The sequence below is a fragment of the Desulfurobacterium crinifex genome, from assembly GCF_054656775.1.
This window is the reverse complement of record NZ_BAAHXO010000004.1, coordinates 315888-342282: the sequence shown is the minus strand read 5'-3', so window position 1 is coordinate 342282 and position 26395 is coordinate 315888. Positions and strand designations below refer to the sequence as shown.

The 26395-nt window shown below is 41.6% G+C and carries 21 protein-coding genes and 2 tRNA genes; 15 read left to right on the top strand and 8 right to left on the bottom strand.

Features of this window, described 5'->3' with window-relative positions; translation table 11 throughout:
* Window positions 1-74 precede the first annotated feature (74 nt).
* Window positions 75-266 (top strand): FmdB family zinc ribbon protein, encoded by a 192-nt coding sequence (locus ACYQ3A_RS03745; protein WP_459895732.1) that lies wholly within the window; start codon window positions 75-77, stop codon window positions 264-266.
* 5 nt (window positions 267-271) lie between these two features.
* Here ACYQ3A_RS03745 and ACYQ3A_RS03740 read toward each other — a convergent pair whose 3' ends face one another.
* The 4 genes from ACYQ3A_RS03740 to ACYQ3A_RS03725 form a co-directional block, all read right to left on the bottom strand.
* Window positions 272-523: a hypothetical protein gene (locus ACYQ3A_RS03740; RefSeq protein ID WP_459895731.1), complete on the bottom strand. Its 252-nt coding sequence runs from the start codon at window positions 521-523 to the stop codon at window positions 272-274.
* Window positions 510-1268 (bottom strand): tRNA (guanosine(37)-N1)-methyltransferase TrmD, encoded by a 759-nt coding sequence (trmD, locus tag ACYQ3A_RS03735; protein WP_459895730.1) that lies wholly within the window; start codon window positions 1266-1268, stop codon window positions 510-512. Before trmD ends, ACYQ3A_RS03740 begins: the two co-directional genes overlap by 14 nt.
* Window positions 1265-1831: a ribosome maturation factor RimM gene (gene rimM / locus ACYQ3A_RS03730; protein ID WP_459895729.1), complete on the bottom strand. Its 567-nt coding sequence runs from the start codon at window positions 1829-1831 to the stop codon at window positions 1265-1267. Before rimM ends, trmD begins: the two co-directional genes overlap by 4 nt.
* Before the next feature lie 268 nt (window positions 1832-2099).
* Window positions 2100-3524, bottom strand: a complete 1425-nt coding sequence (locus ACYQ3A_RS03725; RefSeq protein ID WP_459895727.1) for an alginate export family protein — start codon at window positions 3522-3524, stop codon at window positions 2100-2102.
* Between the two features lie 842 nt (window positions 3525-4366).
* On the opposite strand from ACYQ3A_RS03725, the gene ACYQ3A_RS03720 reads away from it, so the two are divergent.
* The 13 genes from ACYQ3A_RS03720 (at window position 4367) to ACYQ3A_RS03660 (ending at window position 20777) form a co-directional block, all read left to right on the top strand.
* Window positions 4367-4443 (top strand) — tRNA-Thr (locus ACYQ3A_RS03720).
* Between the two features lie 170 nt (window positions 4444-4613).
* A complete protein-coding gene (gene tuf, locus ACYQ3A_RS03715; protein WP_459895471.1) occupies window positions 4614-5810 on the top strand; it encodes an elongation factor Tu in 1197 nt (398 codons plus the stop codon).
* 101 nt (window positions 5811-5911) lie between these two features.
* Entirely contained in the window at window positions 5912-6076 is a 165-nt protein-coding gene (gene rpmG / locus ACYQ3A_RS03710; protein ID WP_013538330.1) for a 50S ribosomal protein L33, read from the top strand.
* A 77-nt stretch (window positions 6077-6153) separates the two neighbouring features.
* Window positions 6154-6229 (top strand) — tRNA-Trp (locus tag ACYQ3A_RS03705).
* A 116-nt stretch (window positions 6230-6345) separates the two neighbouring features.
* On the top strand, window positions 6346-6528 hold the full coding sequence (gene secE, locus ACYQ3A_RS03700; RefSeq protein ID WP_459895726.1) for a preprotein translocase subunit SecE: 183 nt from the start codon (window positions 6346-6348) through the stop codon (window positions 6526-6528).
* A gap of 12 nt (window positions 6529-6540) precedes the next feature.
* On the top strand, window positions 6541-7278 hold the full coding sequence (gene nusG, locus ACYQ3A_RS03695; protein WP_459895725.1) for a transcription termination/antitermination protein NusG: 738 nt from the start codon (window positions 6541-6543) through the stop codon (window positions 7276-7278).
* A 20-nt stretch (window positions 7279-7298) separates the two neighbouring features.
* A complete protein-coding gene (gene rplK / locus ACYQ3A_RS03690; RefSeq protein ID WP_459895724.1) occupies window positions 7299-7724 on the top strand; it encodes a 50S ribosomal protein L11 in 426 nt (141 codons plus the stop codon).
* A 61-nt stretch (window positions 7725-7785) separates the two neighbouring features.
* Window positions 7786-8508 carry a 50S ribosomal protein L1 gene (rplA, locus tag ACYQ3A_RS03685; protein WP_459895722.1) on the top strand — a complete coding sequence of 241 codons (723 nt, stop codon included), beginning with the start codon at window positions 7786-7788 and terminating at the stop codon, window positions 8506-8508.
* A gap of 220 nt (window positions 8509-8728) precedes the next feature.
* Window positions 8729-9256: a 50S ribosomal protein L10 gene (gene rplJ / locus ACYQ3A_RS03680; RefSeq protein ID WP_459895721.1), complete on the top strand. Its 528-nt coding sequence runs from the start codon at window positions 8729-8731 to the stop codon at window positions 9254-9256.
* Between the two features lie 40 nt (window positions 9257-9296).
* On the top strand, window positions 9297-9674 hold the full coding sequence (gene rplL / locus ACYQ3A_RS03675; protein ID WP_459897426.1) for a 50S ribosomal protein L7/L12: 378 nt from the start codon (window positions 9297-9299) through the stop codon (window positions 9672-9674).
* Window positions 9675-9785: 111 nt separating this feature from the next.
* Window positions 9786-14102 (top strand): DNA-directed RNA polymerase subunit beta, encoded by a 4317-nt coding sequence (rpoB, locus tag ACYQ3A_RS03670; protein WP_459895720.1) that lies wholly within the window; start codon window positions 9786-9788, stop codon window positions 14100-14102.
* A 50-nt stretch (window positions 14103-14152) separates the two neighbouring features.
* Complete coding sequence (gene rpoC, locus ACYQ3A_RS03665) at window positions 14153-18565, top strand: DNA-directed RNA polymerase subunit beta' (RefSeq protein WP_459895718.1); 4413 nt, start codon at window positions 14153-14155, stop codon at window positions 18563-18565.
* A gap of 220 nt (window positions 18566-18785) precedes the next feature.
* On the top strand, window positions 18786-20777 hold the full coding sequence (locus tag ACYQ3A_RS03660) for a TonB-dependent receptor (RefSeq protein WP_459895717.1): 1992 nt from the start codon (window positions 18786-18788) through the stop codon (window positions 20775-20777).
* A 73-nt stretch (window positions 20778-20850) separates the two neighbouring features.
* On the opposite strand, the gene radA is transcribed toward ACYQ3A_RS03660, so the two are convergent.
* Genes radA through ACYQ3A_RS03645 form a run of 3 tightly spaced genes read right to left on the bottom strand, consistent with a single transcriptional unit; the run spans window position 20851 to window position 24397 of the window.
* Window positions 20851-22164: a DNA repair protein RadA gene (radA, locus tag ACYQ3A_RS03655; protein ID WP_459895715.1), complete on the bottom strand. Its 1314-nt coding sequence runs from the start codon at window positions 22162-22164 to the stop codon at window positions 20851-20853.
* Between the two features lie 8 nt (window positions 22165-22172).
* Complete coding sequence (feoB, locus tag ACYQ3A_RS03650) at window positions 22173-24182, bottom strand: ferrous iron transport protein B (protein WP_459895714.1); 2010 nt, start codon at window positions 24180-24182, stop codon at window positions 22173-22175.
* Window positions 24179-24397, bottom strand: a complete 219-nt coding sequence (locus tag ACYQ3A_RS03645) for a FeoA family protein (protein WP_459895713.1) — start codon at window positions 24395-24397, stop codon at window positions 24179-24181. The genes feoB and ACYQ3A_RS03645 overlap by 4 nt, the downstream gene beginning before the upstream one ends.
* A 142-nt stretch (window positions 24398-24539) precedes the next feature.
* On the opposite strand from ACYQ3A_RS03645, the gene ppa reads away from it, so the two are divergent.
* On the top strand, window positions 24540-25064 hold the full coding sequence (ppa, locus tag ACYQ3A_RS03640) for an inorganic diphosphatase (RefSeq protein ID WP_459895712.1): 525 nt from the start codon (window positions 24540-24542) through the stop codon (window positions 25062-25064).
* 32 nt (window positions 25065-25096) lie between these two features.
* Here ppa and ACYQ3A_RS03635 read toward each other — a convergent pair whose 3' ends face one another.
* Window positions 25097-26368 (bottom strand): peptidyl-prolyl cis-trans isomerase, encoded by a 1272-nt coding sequence (locus ACYQ3A_RS03635; RefSeq protein WP_459895711.1) that lies wholly within the window; start codon window positions 26366-26368, stop codon window positions 25097-25099.
* Window positions 26369-26395: the final 27 nt, after the last annotated feature.

The window sequence follows — 26395 nt, the reverse complement described above, 5'->3', positions numbered from 1 at the left end:
TCAAGTAAACTTGGACTTGACAAAATTCTTTACTTTTCAAGATTTTCCTTTGAAAACTTTAGCGGAGGTAGAAAATGCCCGTTTACGAATTCAAGTGCGAAGAGTGTGGAAAGGAGTTTGAGAAGTTTGTTATTTCATACTCTCAAATTAGTAGTGTTAAATGTCCAGAGTGCGGTTCTGAAAAGGTAGCGAAAAAGGTTTCTGCGTGTGCTGTGGGAGGAAGTGATTCTGGAACTTCTGGTGGTGCATGCAATGCTTTTGGCTGAGGCATCTAATGGGCGGGGTTCCCGCCTTCAATATCTATTTCCCTGCCACAAATGACAATCCTACTCAGCTCGCTGATAATCATATTGGGAGTAAAGTCCATCCCTGTTTCTTCTTTAAGATTAATAATCAGTAAGTTCACTACCTCAAAAACAATCTCTTCATTCGTTAATGAAGAAAATTCATTACAAATTTCCCAGTCAACATCCCAGCCAGCAATGAGAGTTCCATCTTTTGCATAGAGTTCAACTCTGTTCACGATTCATCTCCCTTTCTATTTTCTCAAGGATCTTCAACTCCTCTTCTGTTAGCTTACCATCTCTTCTGAGCTTCTCTACAATTTCCGGCTTTCTCTCAAGGGTTTTCCTGAGGGATTGCTCCTTTCTCCATAGCTCAATTTTTTTGTGATGTCCTGAAAGGAGAACATCTGGAACCTTCATTCCTCTAAACTCAGCAGGTCTTGTGTAGTTTGGATATCCTAAAAGTCCCCTATCCATGAAAGAGTCTGCTTGCAAACTCTCTATATTTCCTAAAACCCTAGGAATAAGCCTTATAACTGCATCCATTATTACCATTGCCGGGAGCTCGCCGCCTGTTAGAACAAAATCCCCTATTGAAACTTCTTTATCAACAAGAGTTTTTACTCTTTCATCAACTCCCTCGTATCTACCGCAGATTATCATTATTCTCTTTTTGTTTGAAAGCTCGATAGCCATCTCCTGGTTGAAACGTTCTCCCCATGGTTCTGTAAGTAGAACGTAGGGTTTATCCCCTTCCTTTGTTAACTCTTCGTAAGCTCTGAAGATGGGCTCTGGTTTTAAAACCATTCCTGGCCCACCACCGTAGGGAACATCATCGACAACTTTGTGTTTATCAAAAGCAAAATCCCTGATATTGACGACATTCACTTTGACTTTTCCAGAGGAAACAGCCTTTCCGATTATCCCTTCTCGCAGGAAACAGTCGAAGAGTCCTGGTAAGACTGTTAAGACGTCAAACCTCATTCCATACCTTCTATCAGAGAAACAACGATTTTTTTGTTTTTGGTGTCCACATCTTTTACAAACTGGTTGATAAATGGAATCAGAACTCTGCTGCCATCGGGTTTTTCTACTTCTAAAATGTGACTTGCGGGCTGCTCAAGTATCTCTTTCAGAATTCCTATTTCTCTGCCATCTTCTGTAAGAACTTTACTGCCGATAAGGTCTGAAAAGTAAAACTCATCCTCTCCAAGCTCAATCTGTTTACTTTTGTCTATCCAGAGTTCTCCGCCTATTCTCTCTTCTGCTTCACTTCTATCATCTATTCTTTTGAACTTTACTATGAAGAGATCCTTGTGTGGTTTGATCGATTCTATCTGAAGCTCTTCCCTCTTTGTTCCTCTATACACGGGAATGGAATCAAGAACCTTGATCTGTCTTTCAAAGACATCAGATTCTGCTTTGATCTTTACTTCACCTTTGATACCATGAACACCTACTATCTTTCCAATCATTACTTCATCTTTGTGGTCAAATGCTTTTCTCTTCCTTCTTTCTAAGATTGTTTTGATGCCTTTCCTTTTCATGAAACTCCTTCAATGTAGGAATTTTTTTCTACCAAGCCTTAAATTGAAATAATCATTCATTCTTTTTTTAGCCAACTTGTCACTTATAAAAATTTTTCCTTTTTGAGGGAAATACAAGGGGATTCAGCTCAAAAGTTGTTAAATTCTCTCTTTGTAAGAGGGATGATAGAGAATCCCCCCAATCCCCTTTATAAAAGTTTATAAAAGGGGGAATTGAAATAAAAAAGGGGGCTTTAAAGCCCCCTTTATGGTGTATGGGAGGGAGAAATTAGAACTTGAGGTCAGCCTGAACCCAAATGTGGTCTTCTGGATCGTCGTCATTCGTAGCGAAATATGTGTTTGCAAAATCTTTGTCAGGATCAAAATGATCCCATCCGAGTGTGAGGCAGAGATTCTTGCTGTATTTGTACTTAACAGCGAGATCTGTTTCCCAACCTACATCGTCACTGGTCTTTGTTCCTGCGGGAGTTGGCTTTGGAACAACTCCTGTGCCTATAGCATAATCTTCAGCTGCTTGGAAGTAATGGAAGTCAAGAGCAACTCCTACTTTGTCAAGTGGCTTCGCATGAAGTTTCAAGTATAAATCCTCAACTCCTGGAGACCTTGTAGCAATAGCTGCATTGAACTTATAAAGATTTCCAAGCCATACAAGATCAGCATGTCCAAGCCACTTATGAGCTGTTGGAAGAACAGACCAGAAGGAATCTATATCTCCTTGGTCATCACTGTCTCCAGAATAGTAGTCATATCCAACAAATACTCCTGGCTTCCATGCAACATCTGTAAAGTCTGCCCCTGCACCTACACTGAAGAAATAGCCACTAAGATCATTTTGACCAGCATCTCCACTTTGAGTAGCACCTTCGATGTTCAACTTAATCTTTGCAAATTCGGTATCAAATGCAGGGGTTACACGACCATACAAAGTATTAACATTTCTTGCTGTTAAACCTGTACCTCTTGGGTTAACGTAGATATCAGTAATTTCATAAGTTCCACCAATTCCAAATGGTTTAAAGTTACCTTGCCATGTTGCTACATAAAGGTCAATATCAAGGCCGTCAGCATTGTCGGCTGTAGGCATTACCCATGCATCAAATCTTCCAACGTTATCATTAAGCTTTCCATAGAAAAATCCAGCGAGTCCGTAATCTCCAGCTACATAACCAACAAGGATACCGTCAAGAGATCTTCCAGCCTGAGACCAGCCGACAGAACCTACAAGTCTCTGGTTACCAAGGTTAACTTCCTGGCGACCAAGCTTAACAATTACGTTTTCAATTCCGAATGGATTGGAAAGAAGCATATAAGCTTCATGCATCATTACATCGTTCGTGTTTCCTGAGACTGCACGTCCAACTGGAGTCATTGCTGGATTACCGCTTTGTTCTCCTAGGAAAACTCCCTGCAAGTTTTCACCCCAGTAACCTACAGCCTGAGGAGTGAACACAGCAGTTACACCATCAGAAAGCTGGGCTTTGATCTGGATTCTTGCTCTGTAGGAACCGAGAAGCCTTTCACCGTTGTCATCACCGATTTGGTTAGCATACCAATGAAGTCTCTCTCTCAACTGTCCGCTGATTGTGATCTTTGTACTGCCCATTTCCATGTCGGCAGCTTTAGAAGGTGTAGCAGGTACTATAAGTGCTGCTGCGAGACCCATTAAGGTCGCTACTTTCAGTGCCTTTCTCATCTTCGGGACCTCCCCATAGAAGTTTTTTTAGTATAAAAATTTTATCTTCAAGAGCAGAATTTAACAAATTTTTAGAGGAGATGTCAAGCTCCCCCTTCTGTTACAAGCGGTTAAATTTGCAAACTTGCAAACAATTTTCATAGCGTTATTAGGGGTTAGTTAAAATTAGTTGTGGTTAATTACCTAATCACCAACCTTAACCAACCCTTCCAATTATTTTAGCAAATGTAAATACAGCTGTGCAAGTCTCCAACGAGATGTGTAATGCGTGATGCGGGATGGTTGATCTCATTTCTCATCTCGCATTTCTCGTCTCGTGTCTCTCATCTCTCGTTACTCATTTCAGCAATCCCAGAACCTTAAATGCAAACTCAATCGTTCCTTTGTTGAGGAGAAACATAAATGCCAGTAGAACGTAAAACAGGATTCTCATTTCCCTTCTAATAAATTCTATCTTCTGATCAAGATTTCTTACTTCTTGCCTGACAACTTCTATTTCCTGCCTGACAAGAGCTATGTCTTCCTTTGTAGCAAGTTCTTTTCGGAGCTCTTTCCTTATTTCTGCTTTAAGGATAGTTTTTTTTGGGCTTTATCCTGTTCTTCAATAGTTTGCAGAGCTTTTTCAACAAGCTTTATTGCTTTCTTGGCTTCTTCTTTTCCTAATTTTTTTTTCAAACAGTTCGTAAAGTTCTAAAGGCACAGTAGCCATAACACCTCCGTTTGGAAGACCGAAATACGTAATGTGTGATGCGAAATGCGTTTCTTGTTTCGCGTCTCGCATCTCTCGTCTCTTCCCTTGCAATCATATATATATTAGTCTATATTTCTCCTTGCAACCAATTGCCCACGTGGCTCAGGAGGTTAGAGCGCACCCTTGGTAAGGGTGAGGTCGGCGGTTCAACTCCGCCCGTGGGCACCATTTATTTAAGTGAAGAGTGATTAAGTGACGAGTAAGTGAAAAACAAAAAAAAATCAAAATCTCCTTCAACCTCATTTTAATGTATCTTGAATTTCCATTTAGATGTTGTTAAATTTCTGCCTGAAAATTCACAAAACATTAACTATTTAATAGTTATGGAGGAATAGACCATGGCAAAGCAGAAATTTGAAAGGACAAAGCCCCACAAGAACGTGGGAACAATCGGACACGTTGACCACGGAAAGACAACTCTCACAGCAGCAATCACCCACTGTCTCGCTCTTCAAGGAAAGGCTCAAGAAGTAGCCTACGATCAGATCGACAAAGCCCCAGAAGAAAGAGAAAGGGGAATTACAATCGCTACAGCACACGTTGAGTACGAATCTGACAAGTACCACTACGCTCACGTTGACTGTCCCGGACACGCTGACTACATCAAGAACATGATTACTGGTGCTGCTCAGATGGACGGAGCTATCCTCGTTGTATCTGCAGCAGACGGTCCAATGCCACAAACAAGAGAACACGTTCTCCTTGCAAGACAGGTTAACGTTCCATACATCGTAGTATTTCTCAACAAAGTTGACATGGTAGATGACGAAGAACTTCTTGAACTCGTTGAACTTGAAGTAAGGGAACTCCTCAACGAATACGGATTCCCAGGAGATGAAGTACCAGTAATCAGAGGATCTGCTCTCAAAGCTCTCGATTGTACATCACCTGACTGTCCAGACTGTCAACCAATCTACGAACTTGTAAACGCCCTTGACGAATACGTACCTGAGCCAGTAAGAGAAATAGACAAACCATTCCTCATGCCAATCGAAGACGTATTCTCCATTTCTGGTAGGGGAACAGTAGTAACAGGAAGAGTAGAAAGAGGAAAGCTCACAGTAGGAGAAGAAGTAGAGATCGTTGGACTCAGAGAAGAGCCAATCAAGACAGTAGCAACAGGAATTGAAATGTTCAGGAAAGTACTTGACGAAGCACTTCCTGGAGACAACGTAGGAATTCTCCTCAGGGGTGTAGGAAAGGACGAAGTAGAGAGAGGAATGGTAGTAGCCAAGCCTGGCTCAATTAATCCACACAAGAAGTTTAAGGCTGAGGTTTACATTCTCTCCAAGGAAGAAGGAGGAAGACACACACCATTCTTCAACGGATATCAGCCACAGTTCTACTTTAGGACAACAGACGTAACAGGAAAGGTTAAGCTTCCAGAAGGCGTAGAGATGGTAATGCCTGGAGACAACGTTACATTTGAAGTTGAACTTCTCAAGCCAGTAGCTATTGAAGAAGGACTTAGATTTGCTATCCGTGAGGGTGGTAGAACTGTAGGTGCTGGCGTTGTTACGGAAATTCTTGACTAATATAGAGTAACGAGTGACAGGTGATGGTAATGATAAAAAAGCTCGTTACTCGTTACTTGTAACTATTGAATTGAATAATTACACATAATGAGGAGACGGAAATGGCTAAGAAAGGACCTCGTGAGATAATACAGCTTGCCTGTACAGAATGTAAAAGAAGGAACTACTCAACTACAAAGAATAAAAGGAATACTCCTGATAGATTAGAACTCCGTAAGTACTGTCCATGGTGTAACAAACACACCTTGCACAGAGAGGTAAAATAGTTTATATTCTCTCTTGCCATATTTGGGGGGTAGCAAATCCCCCAGCTCCCTTTAAAAAAAGGGGAGGTTTGTAAGGTAGGCCAGTAGCCCAATTGGCAGGGCTCCGGACTCCAAATCCGGCGGTTGGGGGTTCGAGTCCCTCCTGGCCTGCCATTTATTGTTTTATCTTCACCTTTTCTCTAAAATTTAAAATCCAAAATTAAAACAGTAGAAAATATTTTTTAATCCTTTAAATGTGGATTGTTGAAATAAAAGAAGCTGAGGTAAATATGTCACCAATGACATTTTTAAAGGAAGTCAGAGAAGAGCTCAACAGAGTGACCTGGCCTTCCAAGGAAGAGGTAATAGAAGCTACTTTTGGCGTTGTAATTTTCTGTGCCTTCATTGCTATCTATTTCTGGGCACTCGATTTTGTATTTTCTGAAGCTTTAAAAATGATAATAGAAAAGTAAGGGGTAGATTCAATGGAAGAGAAAAAGTGGTATTCCCTTCATGTTCAGTCAGGATTTGAACATAGGGTAAAAGCCAACATTTTAAAGGCTCTGAAGGAAGAAGGTTTAGAGGATAAGGTAGAGGAGATTTTCATTCCAGCGGTGGAAAAAGTTGTCTTTAAAGTAGCTGGAAAAGAAAAAGGTGAACTTCCTCTACACGGGGAACCTCGTGTTCATGAAGTTGAAGGTGAAGAGGGAAAAAAGGTCGTTTTTCGAATTGAAGATGGCAAAGTGTGGGTGGAATTCTGCGAATGTGAAAAGAAAAAGTGCACTCCAGATAAACCGATTGAAAAAATTGGTCAGAAGATAAAGTGTCCAGAGAACAAAGTAGAAGCAAAGATTGAGCTAAGAGATAGGCTCTATCCAGGATACATTTTTATCAAGGCAGAGCTCGATAAAAACGTTCAAAGTACAATAAGGCGTGTACCAAGAGTACTCGGATTTGTTAGTGCTGCAGGAAAACCGGTTATCGTTCCTGAATCTGAAATCAAAGCAATGATAGAAAGGCTTAAGAAAGGTGTACCAAAAGTTAAAAAACTTAAGTTTGAAATTGGGGATAAAGTGAAAATTAAAGAAGGGCCATTTATTGGATTCGAAGGTACCATTTCAGAGATTGACCCAGAGAGAGAAAAGATTATAGTTTTGGTTAACATTTTCGACAGGCAAACTCCGGTTGAACTGGAGTTTGATCAGATCGAGAAAATAAGTTAAGGAGATAAACGGAGGAAAAAATGGCAAAGAAAGTTGTAGCTGAAGTAAAGCTGCAGTTGCCTGCCGGTGAGGCTACACCTGCACCACCTGTTGGACCAGCACTTGGTCAGCATGGTGTAAACATTATGGAGTTTGTAAAGGCGTTTAATGCAGCTACAGCTGACAAGAAAGGACTTGTAATCCCTGTGGTTATCACAATCTACGCAGACAGATCCTTCTCTTTCGTTCTCAAAACTCCACCTGCATCTGTTCTCATTAAGAAGGCTGCAGGAATTGAAAAGGGTGCTCATCAACCAAAGAAAGAGTGGGTTGGACAGATCACAAAAGAGCAGCTCAGACAGATTGCTGAGCAGAAAATGCAGGATCTCAACTGCTATGACATTGAATCAGCAATGAAAATCATTGCTGGAACTGCTCAAAACATGGGAGTAAAAGTAGTTGAATAGTTAAAGCAACCACCAATTGGTGGGAGGCATTTCGAAAAAAATGTGCCGATAGGAGGAGAAAATGCCAAAGCATGGAAAGAAGTACATGAACGCTCTTGCTCTTGTTGAGAGGGGTAAGCTCTATCCACTTGATGAAGCTATCAGCCTTGTAAAGAAAATGGCTGACGTAACAAAAAGAAACTTTAATCAAACTGTAGAAATGGCAGTAAGACTCAACGTCGATCCAAAATACCAAGATCAAATGGTAAGAGGTAGCGTTGTTCTTCCTCACGGCCTTGGTAAAGAAAGAAAAGTTGCAGTAATAGCTCAAGGTGAAAAACTCCAGGAAGCTCAGGAAGCCGGTGCGGATTACGTTGGCGGAGATGATCTCATTCAAAAAATCCAGCAGGGATGGCTTGATTTTGATGTTCTGATTGCTACTCCTGATATGATGGGCAAGGTTGGTAGACTTGGTAGAATTCTCGGTCCAAGAGGGCTCATGCCAAACCCCAAAACAGGAACTGTAACCTTTGATATCGCAAAGGCCATCAAAGAAGCTAAAAGTGGTAAAGTTGATTTTAAGGTGGAAAAAGCTGGTATTGTTCACGCTCCAATAGGAAAGGTTTCTTTTGATGAGAAAAAGCTTCTTGAAAACGCAGTTGCTCTCCTAAAAGCAATTCTTGCTGCAAAGCCATCTGGAGCTAAGGGACAGTACGTAAAGAGCATTGCAGTTTCAGCTACAATGGATCCTGGTGTTAAGGTTGACATTTTTGATGCAATAAACAGAGCTCAAACAGCTGAATAGGTAAAATCTCCCCCATTTGATGAGGATGAGGTCTGGGGGTTGACAACTATAGAAATTTGAATAGAATTACGGCTGCAATTTGCGGTGGTCGTAGAGGGTAGGTGCATAGCTTAAATGCCTGAAAAGGCAGCCTACTGAGACCGAGAGCGGTGTTTATCTCTCCCTCCACCTATGCCCTCCCTCTACATCCCACCGAAAATCCTTAGCGGAGGTAACTCCTTTGAAAACGAGAAAAGCTAAAGAACAAATAGTTAAGGAACTTAAAGAAAAGTTTGAGAAAGCTTCCCTTGTTATACTCACTGACTTTAATGAAATGACAGTTGCAGAAAGTAATAAGCTTAGAAGAGCTCTTAGGGAAGCTGGAGCGGAGTATAAAGTTGTCAAAAACACACTCATGAGACATGCTTATCCAGGTACACCTGTTGAACAAATTAAAGATGCCTTTGTAGGACCTACAGGAATTGTCTTCGCATTTGATGACATAGTGGCAGCTGCTAAAGCTCTCAAGGAGTTTTTTGAAGAGAAAGATGCAAAACTGAAGTTTAAAGCTGCTGTTGTAGAGGGAAAGGTTGCTGATGTCGAAATGATCAAGCAACTTGCTTCTCTTCCTGGAAGAGAAGAGCTCCTTGGTCAGCTTGCATTTACTCTCAAGTATCCTGTCAACGCTGTTGCATGGTCTCTTGACAATCTATTCCAGAAGTTGGTTACTGTTCTCGAAAACGTTAAAGCTGAAAAAGAAACAGCTTAAATTCAAGAAATTTTGAAGGAGGTTTAAGGAAATGGCAGAAATCACAAAAGAGCAAATCATCGAAGCTATCAAGAACATGACTGTTCTCGAACTCGTTGATCTCATCAATGCAATTAAGGAAGAGTTCGGCGTATCTGACATGCCTGTAGTTGCTGCAGGTGCTGTTGCTGCTCCAGGTGCTGCTGGTGCCGCAGCTGCTGAAGAAAAGACTGAGTTTGATGTTATCCTCAAGTCTCCAGGTGCTAAGAAGATCAACGTTATCAAAGTTGTAAGGGAGATCACAGGACTTGGCCTCAAAGAAGCTAAGGAGCTTGTAGATAACGCTCCCAAACCTGTTAAAGAGGGAGTTTCCAAAGAGGAAGCTGAAGAGATCAAGAAGAAGCTTGAAGAAGCTGGTGCTGAAGTAGAAGTTAAGTAACCCTTGAAACTTCTCTTTAATAGGAATATAATTTCTGGTTGGGAGACTGCCAATGGGGTAGTCTCCCTTCTCGTATTTTAACACAAAAAACTCGTAGAGAAGAGGTCAAGTATGGGAAAAATCCAAAAAGCTGTCCCTTCTGTAGAAACAAAAACAATCAAATCTCTTCCAAGAAAAAGTTTTGCAAAGAGAAAAGAGACTTTCCCAATTCCAGACCTGCTCCAATTTCCATTTGAATCCTATGAAAGATTTCTCCAGTTAAACAAAGCTCCAGATAAGAGAGAAAACATTGGACTGGAGTCCGCTTTCAGACAGGCATTTCCAATCATTGACGAACAGAGCGGTGTTGAAATTCACTACAAAGGTTATGAGATAGGAGATTGGTACTGTAAGTGTGGAAAGTTTCAGGGACTTGGTGGAAAAGGAGTTGTATGTCCAAAGTGTGGAATGGAGGTCGTATTTAGACCAAGATACACTCCTGATGAATGTAAGGAGAGGGGAATCGACTACAGCGCTCCATTAAGAGTTCTTTTTGAACTCCACGTATGGCAGAAGGATCCGAAAACAGGCGAAAAGATAGCTCCAATTATCAAAGAAAACAAAATGTATTTTGGAGAAATTCCCCTTATGACAGAAAGGGGAACATTTATTATAAACGGAACTGAAAAGGTTGTTGTAAGTCAGCTTCATAGATCTCCTGGTCTCTTCTTTAAAAGCGAAGTATCAAAGACTACTCAGGTTGCAAGGATTATTGACATTGCAAGCATCATCCCTGCAATGGGATCATGGCTTGAGTTTGAGGTTCCACATAATGAAATCCTCTACGCCAAAATAGACAGGAAAAGAAGATTTATTGGAACGTACCTATTAAGAGCTTTTGGAATAAGAACAGACGAGGAAATTCTCAACCTCTTCTACGGTGATGCTATTGAAACGTTCAAAGTAGAAAATGGAGAAGTTGTAAATACTGAGACTGGAGAAATCAAATCCTCAGAAGAACTTAATGGATATTATCTCGTTACTGATGTTATAGATCCAGAAACAGGAGAAGTAATTCAAGAAGCCTATGAAGAACTCTCCACCAGCTCCAGAAAACTTCCAGAAGGAGCTGAGTTTAAAGCAATTCATGTAAAAGCCACTCCCTATGGTGCAGTTATCGTTAATACTCTCAGAAAAGAAAGAAGAGATAGAGTAAGGGAGAAAATAGAAGATCCTCTTATTGCAGCTTACGTTGAGATATTCAGGAAAGTAAGGCCAGGAGACACTGCCACTGTTGAGGGTGCAAAGAGACTCTTTGAAAGCATGTTCTTCAGCACAAAGAACTACGACCTCTCAAGGGTTGGTAGAGCTAAGATAAATGAGAAAATCTATCCGAAAGAAAAGCTCTCAAGGCTTACGAAAGAGGATCTGAAGTCTATAGAATGGTTACCACCTCTTAGAGTATCTGAGGATATTTACAACGAAGATGGAGATATTGTTGTTCCTAAGGGAACACTCATTGACACAGAAGTTGCTTTAAAACTTGCATCCCTTAACATAGATGAAATTCCTGTTGAGCCTGACTACGATGATGCAGGAAGGATTCTCCACAAGGCTGACATTGTAGGTGCAGTTAAAGCACTCCTTGAAGTTCATGCAGGCCTAAGGGAATACGACGATATTGACCATCTTGGAAACAGAAGAGTCAGAGGAGTTGGAGAACTTGCAGAAATTGCATTTAAATCTGGTCTATTCAAGCTGGAAAAAGCTGTAAAAGAGAAACTCGCAGTTGCTGACATTGACTCTGTAATGCCACAGGATCTAATTAACCCAAGAACTGCCCTCAATCCACTCAAAGAGTTCTTCACACTTACTTCCCTCTGTCAATTTATGGATCAAACGAACCCACTTGCTGAGACAACTCACAAGAGAAGACTTTCTGCTCTTGGTCCTGGTGGTCTCACGAGGGAAAGGGCAGGATTTGAAGTCCGTGACGTTCACCCATCCCACTACGGCCGTATCTGTCCAATCGAGACACCAGAAGGACAGAACATCGGTCTTATCAACTCACTGACGACCTACGGAAGGATAAACTGGCTTGGCTTCCTCGAAACACCTTACAGAAAAGTTGTAAATGGAAAGGTTACAGATGAAATAGTCTACATGACAGCTGAAGAAGAGGAAAACTATGTAATTGCTCAGGCTAACGCTCCTGTTGATGAGAACGGCTACATTGCCGCCGACACTGTAATGGCAAGGCATAAGGCCGAGTTTAAGCTCGTGAAGAGAGAGGAAGTCCAGTTTATGGACGTCTCTCCAAAGCAGGTATTCTCTGTTTCTTCATCTCTGATTCCGTTCCTTGAGCACGACGACGCTAACCGTGCCCTCATGGGTTCAAACATGCAGCGTCAGGCTGTGCCTCTTATAAAAACAGAGGCGCCATTTGTTGGAACTGGAATGGAAAAAGAGGTTGCTCTCTACAGTCGTAGTGCTGTAGTTGCCAGAAGATCTGGAGTGGTTGAGAGCGTAACTGCAGACAAGATTATCGTAAGGGTTGATCCTGAAGAGGTAGAGGAAGGTGGAATCTCTGTAGATACAGGATTTGACGTTTACGAACTCAAGAAGTTCCAGAAATCCAACCAGAAGACCTGTATTAACCAGAGACCTATTGTTAGGAAGGGTGAAAAGGTTAAAAGAGGCCAGATAATTGCCGATGGTCCTTCTATGGAGAATGGTGAGTTAGCCCTTGGAAAGAACGTTCTCGTTGCCTTCATGCCATGGAGAGGTTACAACTTCGAGGACGCTATCCTTGTTAGTGAAAGACTCCTTAAAGACGATGTTTATACATCTATTCACATACAGGAATTTGAGTGTGAAGCTGTAGAGACAAAGCTTGGTAGAGAGGAAATCACAAGGGATATTCCTAACGTTTCTGAATCTCTCCTTAGAAACCTTGATGAATCCGGAATTGTAAGAATCGGTACCTACGTTAAACCTGGAGACATCCTTGTTGGAAAAGTTACTCCTAAGGGAGAACAGGTCTTAACTCCAGAAGAGAAGCTTCTCCAGGCAATCTTTGGTGAGAAAGCTAAGGGAGTTAAAGATTCTTCTCTCTATGTTCCACACGGTGTTGAAGGGGTTGTAATAGATGTCAAGATTCTCTCAAGAAAGGGTGAGAAGAAAGATCCAAGAACCCAGCTCATAGAAGCTGAGGAAAAAGCGAGACTTGAAAGAGAGAAGCAGGAAGAGATTGCTCTCATCAAGAGGGATAGGGACAGAAAGGCTGCTGAGATTATCCTTGGAAAGAAAGTTAAAGAGGATGTTTTTGATGCAGCAGGAAACCTCATCCTATCCGCTGGCGATACAGTTACAGAGGAAAAAGTTGAACAAATGGTCTTCTTCGCCCTCAGGAAGCCTTCAATTATTGATGACGAGAAAGCTGCTGAGGAGCTCAAGAGAATAAGACTCAGAGCTGTTGACAAAATTGCCCTTGTTGAGAACATCTACGAGGAGAAGAAGGCTGCCCTTGAAATGGGGCATGATCTTCCAGCTGGAGTTAACAAGAAGGTTAAGGTTTATATAGCTACAAAGAGAAAACTCACGATCGGCGACAAGATGTCAGGTCGCCACGGTAACAAGGGTGTTATCTCTCAAATCAGGCCTGTTGAGGACATGCCATTCCTTGAGGATGGTACACCTATTGATATTGTCCTCAACCCACTTGGCGTTCCATCCCGTATGAACGTTGGACAGATACTTGAAGTTCACCTTGGACTTGCTGCAAAGGCTCTTGGTGAAAAGATTGAAAAGCTAATGAAAGTCGGACTTGACAAGGTCAGAGAGGAGATCAAGGCTATCTACAATGATGAAAGAATCAGCAAACTCATTGACTCCCTCTCTGACGATGAACTCAGGGCGGTTGCCAAAAAGCTCAGCAAGGGTATCAGATTTGAATCTCCAATATTCAACGGTGCTAAAGAGGAAGAGATTAAAGAACTATTAAGGCGCGCCGGACTTCCTGAAACTGGAAGACTCAAGGTTTACGATGGTCTAACGGGTGAACCTTTTGATCAGGATGTAACTGTTGGTTACATGTACATGCTCAAGCTCATCCACCTTGCTGACGATAAGATCCATGCAAGGTCAACAGGTCCTTACTCCCTTATCACACAGCAGCCGCTTGGCGGTAAGGCACAGTTTGGTGGACAGAGATTTGGTGAGATGGAAGTATGGGCACTTGAAGCTTACGGTGCTGCCTATACGCTCCAGGAGATGTTAACTGTTAAGTCTGACGACGTTGAAGGTAGATCAAGAGTTTATGAGGCAATTGTTAAAGGTAAGTACTCCTTTGAACCAGGCCTTCCTGAATCCTTTAACGTTCTCGTAAGAGAGCTTAAAGCACTTGCCCTTGATGTTAAGTTCATAAAGAACGTTGAAGAGGAAGAATAATCTCCAGCCCCCTTTCGGGGGCTTCTAAACCCCATGAGGAGGAATCAGTAGTGAAGAAAGAAATTATCTTCTCTGAAGAACCAAAAACTTTTGACTTTGATGCAATAGAGATTGGACTTGCTTCACCTGAGAAAATCAAAGAATGGTCCTACGGAGAGGTAAAGCTTCCTGAAACTCTTAACTATAGAACACTAAAACCAGAAAGAGATGGTCTTTTCTGTGCAAGGATCTTTGGTCCAATCAGGGACTGGGAGTGTCTTTGTGGAAAGTACAGGGGTTCCAAGTATGCAGGAGTCATTTGTGATAGGTGTGGTGTTGAAGTAACACTTTCCAAGGAGAGAAGAAAGAGATTTGGACATATTGAGCTTGCCGCTCCTTGTACTCACATCTGGTATGTGAAATCTGTTCCCAGTAAGATTGGTGCTCTCTTAGGGCTCTCTGTCAGGGAAGTTGAAAGGGTTGTCTATTTTGAGAGCTACATCGTTCTCGATCCAGGTGACGAAGAGGAAACCGGTCTCAAGAAATTCCAAATCCTCACAGAAGAGGAATACAGAGAAAAAGTGGAAGAGTTCGGTGAAGATGCTTTTGAAGTTGGTATCGGTGCTGCCGGCATAAAAGAAGCTCTAAAGAGGGTTGACGTTGAGGAACTTGCTGAGGAGCTCCGTGAAGAGATAAAGATGTACTCCGGTGAGATTAGCTCCATCAACGCAGACCTCCAGAAGAGACTTCCAAACGTATTTAAGGCTGCAGTTGAAACACTCTCTTACTACACAGGACTCTCTGAAGACACAATTGTTGGTATTGTGAAGAATGTACTTGTCGTTGTTACAGACCCAGGCGATTCAAACTTAGAGAAGGGACAGATAATTGAGTACAACGAATACAAAGTTTTAAAGGATAAAGTAAACATTGAAGTCGAGAGGGGCGGAAAAGCTCTTGACTGGTATGTTGATTTCCTGATCGAACAGGGTAAGATCCAGAGTAAGGAGCTCCTCAAAGAGGAGATAAGGAGAGCAACAAGAAAGGACACAACAGAAGCAAAACTTAAAAAACTGGTTAGAAGGCTTAAAATCGTTGAGTCTTTCCTCAACTCAAATAACAAACCTGAGTGGATGGTTCTTGAAGTCCTTCCAGTTCTTCCACCAGAACTCCGTCCACTTGTTCCTCTTGAAGGTGGAAGATTTGCAACTTCTGACCTTAACGATCTCTACAGAAGGGTTATAAACAGGAATAACAGACTTAAAAGGCTCATTGAACTCGATGCTCCAGACATCATCATCAGAAACGAAAAGCGTATGCTTCAAGAAGCTGTTGACACTCTCATAGATAACGGCAGAAGAGGAAGACCTGTTAAGAGTTCAAAAGGCCATCCACTTAAGTCCCTCTCCGACGTTCTAAGGGGTAAGCAGGGTAGGTTCAGACAGAACCTCCTTGGTAAGAGGGTTGACTACTCAGGTCGTGCTGTCATCGTTATCGGTCCTGAACTTGAAATGCACCAGTGTGGTCTTCCAAAGGTAATGGCTCTTGAGCTCTTTAAGCCTTTCATCTATAGAAGACTTGAAGAAAAGGGCTACGCCAACACAGTAAAGCAAGCCAAGAAAATGGTTGAAAGGCAGGAGCCAGAGGTCTGGGAGTGCCTTGAAGAGGTTATCAAAGAACATCCAGTTCTCCTGAACCGTGCTCCAACACTCCACAGGGTATCTATTCAGGCGTTTGAACCGGTTCTCGTTGAAGGTAAAGCTATTAAACTTCATCCACTTGTCTGTACTGCGTTCAACGCAGACTTTGACGGTGACCAGATGGCTGTTCACGTTCCACTCTCCTTAGAGGCACAGCTTGAAGCCTACACACTCATGCTCTCAACACAGAACATCCTTTCACCAGCCCACGGAAAGCCACTGGCAGTTCCATCACAGGACATGGTATTGGGTCTCTACTATATGACCCTTGAAAAACCTGGAGCTAAGGGAGAAGGTAAAGCATTTGCTTCCATAGATGAAGTTCTAAAAGCCCTTGACCTTGGAGAAGTTGAGCTCCATGCAAGGATTAAGGTAAGACTTCCAGGAAATAAGACCAAATCTGGAAAGCCAGAGATAATTACAACTACAGTTGGAAGGGTTAAGTTCAACACACTCCTTCCAGAAAACTACCCATTTGTAAACAAAGTAATGACCAAGAAAGCCGTTGCTGAGCTCATTGCAGATATTCACAAGAAGCTCGGAAACGAGATTACGGTTGATATGCTCGACAGGATCAAAGAAGCTGGTTTCATTCAGGCTACACTCGGCGGACTTTCAATCGGAATTGATGACCTTCACATTCCACCATCCAAGAAGGAGCTTATCGAGAAAGCCAAAAAAGAAGTTGCTGAGATTGAAGAAGGATACAGAAAGGGGCTTCTCTCCCAAGATGAGCGTTACAACAAGATCGTTGATATATGGACAAGGGTTACAGAGCAGCTCACAAAAGACATGATGGAATACATGAAGAGCCACGACCTTGATTCCCGTGGAAGGCTTCCAAACGATGGAACTTTCAACCCAGTATTCATGATGCTCCAATCTGGAGCCCGTGGTAGCCAGACACAGATCAGACAGCTTGCCGGTATGAGAGGTCTTATGGCTAAGCCTTCCGGTGAGATTATTGAAACACCAATTATTTCTAACTTCCGTGAAGGTCTAACAGTTCTTGAGTACTTCATCTCAACTCACGGTGCAAGAAAAGGTCTTGCAGATACTGCTCTGAAGACTGCTGACGCTGGTTATCTAACAAGAAGACTTGCAGACGTTGCACAAGACGTCATCGTTACAATGGAAGACTGTGGATGTGACGATGGAATCGAAGTCTCTGCACTGATTGAAGCCGGTGAAATCGTTATCCCTCTCTCCAAGAGAATTGCTGGAAGATATGCGGCTGAAGACATTGTTGACCCCATGACGGGAGAGGTTTTAGTTAGAAAGGACGAGGAAATTACAGACGAGATTGCCGAAAGAATTGAAGACCTTGGAATTGACTCAGTTAAGATAAGGTCTGTCCTTACCTGCCGTGCACCATTTGGAGTCTGTGCAAAGTGTTACGGTAGGGACCTTGCAAGGAGAAGACCAGTTCAGCTTGGTGAATCAGTCGGTATCATCGCTGCACAGTCCATCGGTGAACCGGGTACTCAGCTGACGATGCGTACGTTCCACATTGGTGGTATCGCTATGCGCGGTGCTGAAGCTTCTGAGTACAGAGCCAAGCACGACGGTATTGTAAGGATATTTGATGTCAATACTATTACCGATAAGGATGGAAATACAGTTGTTATCAACAGAGCTGGAAAGATTGCAGTCGTTGATGAAAAGAGCGGTAAGCATCTTGAAAGATACGACCTCCCATACGCTGCAATTCTCAAAGTTAAGGATGGAGAAAAAGTCGAGAAAGGACAGATCCTTGCAGAATGGGATCCTCACGCCATTCCAATTCTTGCCCTCAGGAAAGGAACTGTTAAGTTCAAGGACATCATTCCTGGGTTAACAATTTCTGAGACAGAACCTGTTGTTCTTGAGTATAGAACGCTGCCTTACGAGCCAACTATAGAACTTCTCGATGAAGAAGGAAACGTTATTGACTTCTACCCACTTCCAGTTGGCGCAAGGATAATGGTTAAAGAGGGTGAAAAGGTCGAGATTGGAGCTCAGCTTGCAAGACTCCCAAGGAAGATCGGAGGAACAAAGGACATTACAGGTGGTCTTCCAAGGGTTGCAGAGCTCTTTGAAGCAAGGAAACCAAAGGATACTGCTATCCTTGCAGAGATTAGCGGTAAGGTTTATATCGAAACTGAGAAAAACAAGAAGATAATCACAATTCTTGATCCAGAAACTGGCGTTAAGAGGGAATACGAAGTTCCAAAGGGTAAGTACATCTATGTAAGAACCGGAGACTACGTTAAAGCTGGAGAGCCACTAACAGATGGACAGCTCAATCCACACGACATCCTTACAATCCTTGGAGAAAGGGCTGTTGCAAGGTTCCTCCTTGATGAAGTTCAATCTGTTTACAGGGCTCAGGGTGTTGATATCAACGACAAACACTTCGAGGTAATCATCAAAAAGATGCTCTCCAAGGTTAGAATTGAGGATTCCGGAGACAGCAACTTCCTTGTTGAAGAGGTTGTTGATAGAGAGGAGTTTGAGAAGGTTAGAGATCAACTCTTCAAAGAGGGCAAGAGACCTCCAAAGGCAAGGCCTGTTCTTACAGGTATAACAAAGGCTGCACTTTCTACAGACTCATTCATCTCTGCAGCTTCCTTCCAGGAGACAACAAGAGTTCTCTCAGAAGCTGCAATTGCAGGTAAACGTGATTACCTGAGAGGTCTCAAAGAAAACGTAATTATCGGAAGACTTATCCCTGCTGGAACAGGAAGGAAAGAGTACAGAAAAGTTACTTGGGACTACTGCGAAAAAGTTGAAGAGAAGCAGTAAACTTAGCCAGTAAAACCATTCAAGCCCCGCCAAATGGCGGGGCTTTTTATTATCACCAATTTCTTCCTTTGACTTACCCACCTTTAATTTCCTTATCCCAAACTCCCTCTTTCAACCTCCCCTAAGCTGTAACAATCTTTTATTCAATATTGCATTTATCAGGATATTTAGTATGATTCATTATGATATTTTTCATACTATTTAGGCGGGAGAATGGAAGATGATGAGAAGATTGCTACTTATATCCGCTCTTTTCTGCTTACCAGCTTCTGCTCAAGAAGTTTTAATAGAATCTTCATCCTTAGTGGGACCCCAACAGACAGAACAAAAGGTATCTTCCCAGCAGATATCTCTGAAAAAGGATCTTGACCTACTACCAGGACTGACTTTAGCAGTATTGAGTAGTACAGTATCTCCAAGGGATAAATTTTTCCTTAGAGGTTTCAGTCCGGAAAGATTCTACATTTATATGGATGAGTTTCCTCTCAATGGTTCAGGTATAAGGGGTAACTTCTACGTTGATTTATCAACTTTAAGTCCTGAAGAGATAAAGAAAGTTGAAATTATCTATGGTCCTTCGGTCATTTATGGCTCAAATCCTGGCGGAAATATTGTCATCAAAACAAAAGGATTCCCGACTGAGAACAGACTTGAAATCGATTCGATCACAGGTTCATATGGAATGTTCAAAACCAACGTTAACTACAGAGGAACCTTTGGAACTACCGGGATAGATATATCAGCTGGTGGAGTAAAGAGTGATGGGTACCTGAGAAACGACTTTTTAAACAGTATCCACGGAAAATTCACACTTTACCAGATAGTAGGTGACTCTACAGTTTTAAAACTCTTTACAGAAAGATATAGGGTAAAAGACGGTTTACCTGTTCTTAACGATCCAAACAATCCAGCTACTAACTACGATAGCGATCATCCTGTAGTCGAGGAGACCTACTTCAGCTTAGCCTGTGCTCCTTACTGTAAGCTCAAACTAATCTACAAAGATGGTGAGAACTACATTGAGAGAACAACGGACAGATACGGACTTTCACTGTCAAGGGACACAGGAAATGGACTTCTGAACTTTACAGTCTACACAAATAGGAACTACAAGAAAGAAAGATACTACGGATTCTTTAAAACTCCGTCGGGAGAAGTGAAACTGACTGACCTTAGATTTGACGGGCAGGACGACAGAACTTATGGGTTCAGAACAACCTACGAGGACTTTTCAATCTTTGGTGGTGAAGGAACCACTGGTTTTGAATTTCAAAACTCTGGATACGGTCAGATAGATAAAAATGGCACTCTTTTTGTTTCTGAAAACCACAATGCTCTAAGAAGATTTGCCCTCTTTGGAGAGCTCAAAAAAGAGTTCTCTCTTTTCACCGTTAAAGCTGGTGTAAGAGTTGAAAAATGGAAAGGTAACAGCATCACTGACGCACCAAACATCGAAGGAACGGAAATTCTTCCATCAGTAACATTAAGCAAAAGAATTGGAAGTACAGAGTTCTTCGTAGGAGCTGGCAGAGTTTACAGACCTCCAAAGGCAGAGGAGATTCTCTGGTATAGCAAGGAATATTCCGCTATCAAAAACATAGGCTACAACTATGACCTAAAAGCAGAAAGGGGCTGGGACTATGAAGCAGGAATCAGGAAGGAGTTTTCAAATCTAAAACTCACAGCAAGAATCTACAGATATGAAATGAGAGATTTCATAGTGAGCAACTTTGAAGCAGCAAAAGACGTTTTAGGACAGAGTTTTCCATACAGGATAGTAGAAAACCTCAGCTACTACAGATTAAATGGAGCTGAAATAAGCGAAAACTGGAGTCCTTTAAAAAATATCTCGATATATGCTGCCTATACTTACCAGGATTCAAAGGTTTCTGCTTCTCAGTTTACACCTGACAAAACTCCAGACCCTTCAGTTTTAATTCCAAAGCATAAGTTCACAACAGCGGTAACAAAGAGAGAAGTAATAAAAAATGACTCTTTAACGCTATCTGGAATCTTCTACTCCAAAAGAAAAGGTTATGAGGAAAAAGTTCCAGGATTTGGAGTTTTTAACGTCTCCTATTCCATCTCACCAGTTAAAAACGTTACGTTTAACCTTCAGATAAACAACTTGTTCGATAAAAAGTACTTCTACATTGAAAACTATGAAATGCCTGGAAGAAACTACCTACTTTCCATGAAAGTAATCTTTTAGCCGTCTTTTAAACCTTCCATGTCCCGAGGCTTTCCCGGGACCTCCCTTTCCTCCTTTAGAGGAGGATTTTCTTTTACAGAAGGAGCTCCGGGATTTGAGAAATGGAAGAAATACCAGAAACAACTTCAAATCCGTTCTTTTTAGCCTCTTTCTCCCTTAACTCCTCAAGTTTTACCCTTCTCACTTCACCTGTTAGACCTATCTCCCCGAACAAAACAAGATCTTCCTTCACAGGTCTCGCAAGATAACTGGAGATAATAGCAGCAGCCACGGGAAGATCAATGGCAGGCTCTTCAACTTTCACACCGCCAACAACGTTTACAAATACGTCAAAGTTCCGCAAAGGATAGCCAAGCTCCTTCTCAATAACTGCAACGATGATCGAAAGCCTGTTGGCATCAATCCCTTTTGCCCTTCTCTGAGGAGTGGAGAAAACAGCTCTTGTTACAAGTGCCTGAACCTCTAAAAGCAGAGGTCTACTTCCTTCTATGCCTGCAAATATCACAGACCCAGGTTTCCCAACAGGTCTTTCAGAGAGGAAGAATTCTGAAGGATTAGGAACCTCTACAAGTCCTCTTTCTGTCATCTTAAAAACGGCGAGCTCTCCAGTAGAGCCAAACCTGTTCTTGAGACTTTTAAAGACCCTAAGATTGTAGCCTTTATCTCCTTCAAACTGGAAAACTGCATCGACAATGTGCTCTAAAACCTTTGGTCCTGCAATGGTTCCTTCTTTTGTTACATGACCAACGATAAAAGAAGTCATTTTTTTCGTTTTTGAAATGTTTGTTATAAAAGCAGCTGATTCTCTGACCTGAGAAACAGAACCGGCAGCAGATTCTATGTAGGGAAGATAGAGGGTCTGGATAGAATCAAAAACAGCAAAAGCTGGTTTAATCTTCTCTATCTGTTTTGCAATCTCTTCAAGGTTGTTCTCGGCAAGAACGTAAATATCCTGATTTTTAATGCCCAATCTCTTCGCTCTTAGGGCAATTTGCTCAGGAGACTCCTCTGCAGTAATGTAGAGAACTTTTCCGCAATTTGAAAATCTATCTGAAAGCTGCAGGAGAAAAGTGGATTTTCCGATTCCCGGTTCACCGGAAAGAAGGGAAACAGAACCTTTAACAACACCTCCACCAAGAACTCTATCAAACTCGGAGATTTCGGAGAGTATTCTCTCAGCCTTCTCTTCTCCTATCCTTTCCAGAGGTAGAGGCACTGTTATCGAAGGTTTTACCCAGCATGTTCTTATATTTCTCTCCTGAGTGCTTGAAGTTTCTACTTCCTCAACGAGACTTCCCCAACTACCACACTCAGGACATTTTCCTGCCCATTTGGGAGTTTTATAACCACACTTTTGACAGACGTAAACGTTTTTCCTCTTTGCCATTTCTACCTTTAAAATACAAGTTTTGCGATGTTATAGACTACAAAAGCAACTATCCACGCTGTAGTTAACTCTATTGCTACAGAAAAGACTGGCCACTTCCAAGAACCGCTCTCCTGCTTTATCGCCGCAATTGTTGCAACACATGGAATATAGAGAAGTATAAAGACCATGTAAGCCAGTGCACTTTCTGGAGCAAAAACATGAGAAAGTGCATGGACAACATTCTCTTCACTACCGTAGAGGGTTCCAAGCGTACCGACAATAACCTCCTTTGCGAGTGCTCCGAATATAAGAGCAACAACAGGTTTCCAGTCATCTATACCAAGTGGTTCAAAGAGCGGAACAAGGAATTTCCCGACATGACCGATCAAACTATTCTCACTGGCGTACTCAACTCCCGCAGGAAGTGTTGCAAGGGCCCAGATAAAGACAGAAACTGCTAAGATAATGGTTCCTGCCTTATAGACAAACTCCCTTACCTCAATCCATGTTTGATTAAAAACCACATTCCAAGAAGGAAGCTTGTATGCAGGAAGCTCTATAAAGAACTCTTCTCCTTCCTGACGGAAAAACCGGGAAAGAATCAAAGCAAGAAAGAGAGCAAGGAAAACCCCAGCAAGGTAGAGGAAGAAAATAACCAGAGACTGATACTCTCCGAAAAACGCTGCCACAAAAACCGTATAGAGAGGAAGCCTTGCACTACAGGAAATCCAGGGGATTATGAGCATCGTAATTAGTCTCTCGGTAGACGATCTCATTGCTCTTGTGGCATAAACTGCTGGGACGTTACACCCAAAACCGAGGATCATTGGAATGACAGAAGCTCCACTTAAACCAAAGAGTCTCATAAAGTTATCCCAGAGAGCAGCTGCTCTCGCCATGTAGCCTGTGTCTTCAAGGATTGACATCAGGAGATAGAGAATTCCTAAAACGGGAAGAAAGACCATTACCGCACCGACACCAGCAAGAACACCGTCATTTATGAGGGATATCACAAAATTGGGAAGGAAGGAAAGATACTTTGAGACAAACTCCGGAAGCAGCTCGCCAAAAATTGAATCAATGAAATCACTTATCGGAGCACTCCAGTAAAACGTAAGTTTAAAAACAAGCCACATAATGAAGAGGAAAATGGGAATTCCCGAAAGAGGATGGGTTACAAACTTATCTATTTTATCGCTGAATCTCTCCTGAGGGAGTTCTACAACATTCTTTATTGATTTTCTGGCAATCTGAGAAGCTAAGTTGAACCTCTCTCTTGCAATATAGGATGGAAGATCACACTTATGTTTTCTTTCAAGAGTTGATTTTATAACTTCAATCTCTTTAAACACCTCATCTGCAAAAACCAGTCTCTTCTTTGCTTCTTCAATAATTTCAGGGTCATTTTCAAGGAGTTTTATGACGAACCATCTTTTGTTATAAGGAAGATTCTCTTCCTTTATTTTCAAAAGCAAAAGAGAGATGGCATTTTCAAGATCTTCTGAATACACAGGAACTATGCCTTCTGGTTTCAAATCACCAGTAGCAACTCTTAAGATTGTTTCAGAAAGTTCCTCAAGCCCTTTCTTTTTAGTAGCTGAAACAGAAACAACTGGCAATTTAAGAATTCTTTCCAGCACTTTTTCATCTATTGAATATCCTGTATTCTCCAGCTCATCTATCTTGTTGAGGACAAGAACCGGCTTAATTCCCATCTCAAGGAGTTCTAAAGTAAGGTAGAGATTCCTACCAAGAAGCGTAACATCGACAACGTTCAGAACTACGTCATAGTTCTCTTTAAGTAGGAAATTCCTGGCTACCCTTTCTTCAAGGGTGTAAGAGGTTAAACTGTAAATTCCTGGAAGGTCAATGAGCTCTATGTCAACACCACGAAAGTTGTACTTTCCAGTTTTCTTCTGAACAGTAACTCCAGGCCAGTTTCCAATCTTCTCGCTGGTTCCAGCAAGAGCATTCATTATTGCGGTTTTTCCAACGTTAGGATTACCAGCAAGAGCTACCTTTAAGCTTCTCTTCATTCTTCCTCCACCTCAATTCGGGCTGCCATACCTTTTCCAAGAGCAAGGCGAGTTCCAGAAACCTCAATAATCATAGGACCTGGTAGAGACTTTACAACTTTCACAGTTGCTCCTGGATAGATTCCTATCGCTGCAAGTCTGTTTTTCATTCCCATTCCGCCAGTAACGTCTACAACCCTTGCACTCTTCCCAGCAGGAATATTTATAAGTCGCATATTAACCTCCTCTCTTTAGTTAGATAATATTAACTTTTTAAGTATTGTCAACACAATCTTCTGCGAGCCTCTGCCACTCTAATCTTTCAACTCTCTAATCTTATGAGATATAATTGTTTGCAAACACATACGGGAGGAGAAAATGGACGTAAAGAAAATACCCGCTGGAAAGAATGTCCCAGAAGATATCTATGCGGTTATAGAGATTCCTCAAGGTTCAAACGTTAAGTACGAAGTAGATAAGGAAAGCGGAGCGATTTTCGTTGACAGGTTCCTTTTTACTCCGATGTTCTATCCAGCAAATTACGGCTTTGTTCCAAACACACTTGCCGATGATGGAGATCCAATAGATGTTCTTGTCATCTCCAGGCAGCCAGTAGTTCCTGGAAGTGTCATCAGATGCAGACCTATAGGCGTTCTTGTAATGGAAGATGAGAGTGGACAGGATGAGAAGATTCTCGCAGTTCCAGTTGATAAGCTTGATCTGACTTTCAAAAATATTAAAGAGATAACAGACCTTCCAGAAGCCACGCTGAATGAAATCAAACACTTCTTTGAGCACTACAAAGACCTTGAGCCTGGAAAGTGGGTAAAAGTTAAAGAGTTCAAAGGCAGCGACGTTGCAAAAGAGATGATTAAAAAAGCTGTTGAAAACTATAATGAGTAACGAGTAAGGTGGGCTATGCCCACCAATTTAATTTATAAAATACAGCTCAAATTCTCTCTCTTCACTTTTACATGATACTTCTTTTTTAGCTCCTCCAGAAACTCCTTCTCCTTTTCTCTCAACTTTTCACGGGAAAGCCTTAAGTTAATGTAACTCTTAGCTTCGGTAAGCGTTATTTGCTTTTGAGGAACAACCTTGAGAATCTTTATAACAACAAACCTATTTTCTCCAAGATCTGCAACGATAACGTTTTCTTTATTTCCACTCATGAAAATCAGTGTTCCGATCGGATCCTTAGGATCATTGTAGTAGTACTTAGGTTTTGAGTTGAACTGTCCAAATCGCCTTGCCACATTCTTCCAGTCCTTAGAGGCAAGTTCCTTCTTCGCTTCCATCGCTTTATCTTTAGAATTGAAGTAGAAGACGACTGCTTGAGCCTTTTCAGGCATCAGAAACTTGTCTTTGTTCTTTTCATAAAACTCCTTTATTTCTTCATCAGAGATTTTTATACCCCTTTTTAGCTCTTTTCTGAAAATGTTAATGGCTTTTGTAGCAAAGTATTCTGTAAATGTCCTCTGAAATTCAGGATTTCTATCATATCCATTCTCAACAGCTTTTCTATAGAAATACTCCGTCAAAAACTTCTCGGTGAGCTTTTCTTTAGCCTTTTTCTCATCCTTCTTTATCGGCATCTTCAGTTCAATTCCACAGCAGGAGGCAATCAACATCTTGCCATCTTTCTTGAATTGAAGCTTTTTTCTGACCTCATCGTAAATCTCTTCCACAGCCCTGTCGTAAGCTTTTACTTTTAGTTCATTTCTTATAAACTTCTTGTCTGCTTCTGTCATCTTTGATGGATCTTTGTCAGGGAAGAGCTCCTTAAATCTTTTTACAATATCTTTTTCCGTAACAGTTTTTGCTCGTTTCTCAGCCTCAGTAGAGACGTAGTACCTTGCCAAATACTCCTTTTTAAACTCTTCCATCTTTTCGTTAAGCCCATATTTCTTTGCAAGTCCTGAATCTTCAACGTACTTGACCACAAGACGTCTATTTATCATCCTTTCAAGAAGATCTTCCGGATGTGAAGCGAAAAACTTTTTTGCCTTTGGATTTAGAAGCCCCTTGACGTATTTGTAATCCCCAACAGTAATTCTGATATTATTTCCAGTAACTAAGGTTGTGTTTTCAGAACAAACAACCTCTTTCTTCTCTTTCTGAAATTTTGAAACAGTCTGAGTTTTACTTCCTGTATCGCAAGAAATAAGAAGAGATGATAAAAGAGAAATTATTAAAAGTTTCCTCATTGATACCTCCAAAGAAATTTGAAAAAT

What these genes read in the sequence shown, in the direction of transcription:
- secE (WP_459895726.1), top strand. Translation starts at nt 6,346, where the DNA reads ATGTCACCAATGACATTTTTAAAGGAAGTCAGAGAAGAGCTCAACAGA.
- ppa (WP_459895712.1), top strand. Translation starts at nt 24,540, where the DNA reads ATGGACGTAAAGAAAATACCCGCTGGAAAGAATGTCCCAGAAGATATC.
- tuf (WP_459895471.1), top strand. Translation starts at nt 4,614, where the DNA reads ATGGCAAAGCAGAAATTTGAAAGGACAAAGCCCCACAAGAACGTGGGA.
- ACYQ3A_RS03635 (WP_459895711.1), bottom strand. Translation starts at nt 26,368, where the DNA reads ATGAGGAAACTTTTAATAATTTCTCTTTTATCATCTCTTCTTATTTCT.
- trmD (WP_459895730.1), bottom strand. Translation starts at nt 1,268, where the DNA reads ATGAGGTTTGACGTCTTAACAGTCTTACCAGGACTCTTCGACTGTTTC.
- nusG (WP_459895725.1), top strand. Translation starts at nt 6,541, where the DNA reads ATGGAAGAGAAAAAGTGGTATTCCCTTCATGTTCAGTCAGGATTTGAA.
- ACYQ3A_RS03725 (WP_459895727.1), bottom strand. Translation starts at nt 3,524, where the DNA reads ATGAGAAAGGCACTGAAAGTAGCGACCTTAATGGGTCTCGCAGCAGCA.
- rimM (WP_459895729.1), bottom strand. Translation starts at nt 1,831, where the DNA reads ATGAAAAGGAAAGGCATCAAAACAATCTTAGAAAGAAGGAAGAGAAAA.
- rpoB (WP_459895720.1), top strand. Translation starts at nt 9,786, where the DNA reads ATGGGAAAAATCCAAAAAGCTGTCCCTTCTGTAGAAACAAAAACAATC.
- rplA (WP_459895722.1), top strand. Translation starts at nt 7,786, where the DNA reads ATGCCAAAGCATGGAAAGAAGTACATGAACGCTCTTGCTCTTGTTGAG.
- ACYQ3A_RS03645 (WP_459895713.1), bottom strand. Translation starts at nt 24,397, where the DNA reads ATGCGACTTATAAATATTCCTGCTGGGAAGAGTGCAAGGGTTGTAGAC.
- rplK (WP_459895724.1), top strand. Translation starts at nt 7,299, where the DNA reads ATGGCAAAGAAAGTTGTAGCTGAAGTAAAGCTGCAGTTGCCTGCCGGT.
- ACYQ3A_RS03745 (WP_459895732.1), top strand. Translation starts at nt 75, where the DNA reads ATGCCCGTTTACGAATTCAAGTGCGAAGAGTGTGGAAAGGAGTTTGAG.
- ACYQ3A_RS03660 (WP_459895717.1), top strand. Translation starts at nt 18,786, where the DNA reads ATGATGAGAAGATTGCTACTTATATCCGCTCTTTTCTGCTTACCAGCT.
- rpmG (WP_013538330.1), top strand. Translation starts at nt 5,912, where the DNA reads ATGGCTAAGAAAGGACCTCGTGAGATAATACAGCTTGCCTGTACAGAA.
- feoB (WP_459895714.1), bottom strand. Translation starts at nt 24,182, where the DNA reads ATGAAGAGAAGCTTAAAGGTAGCTCTTGCTGGTAATCCTAACGTTGGA.
- radA (WP_459895715.1), bottom strand. Translation starts at nt 22,164, where the DNA reads ATGGCAAAGAGGAAAAACGTTTACGTCTGTCAAAAGTGTGGTTATAAA.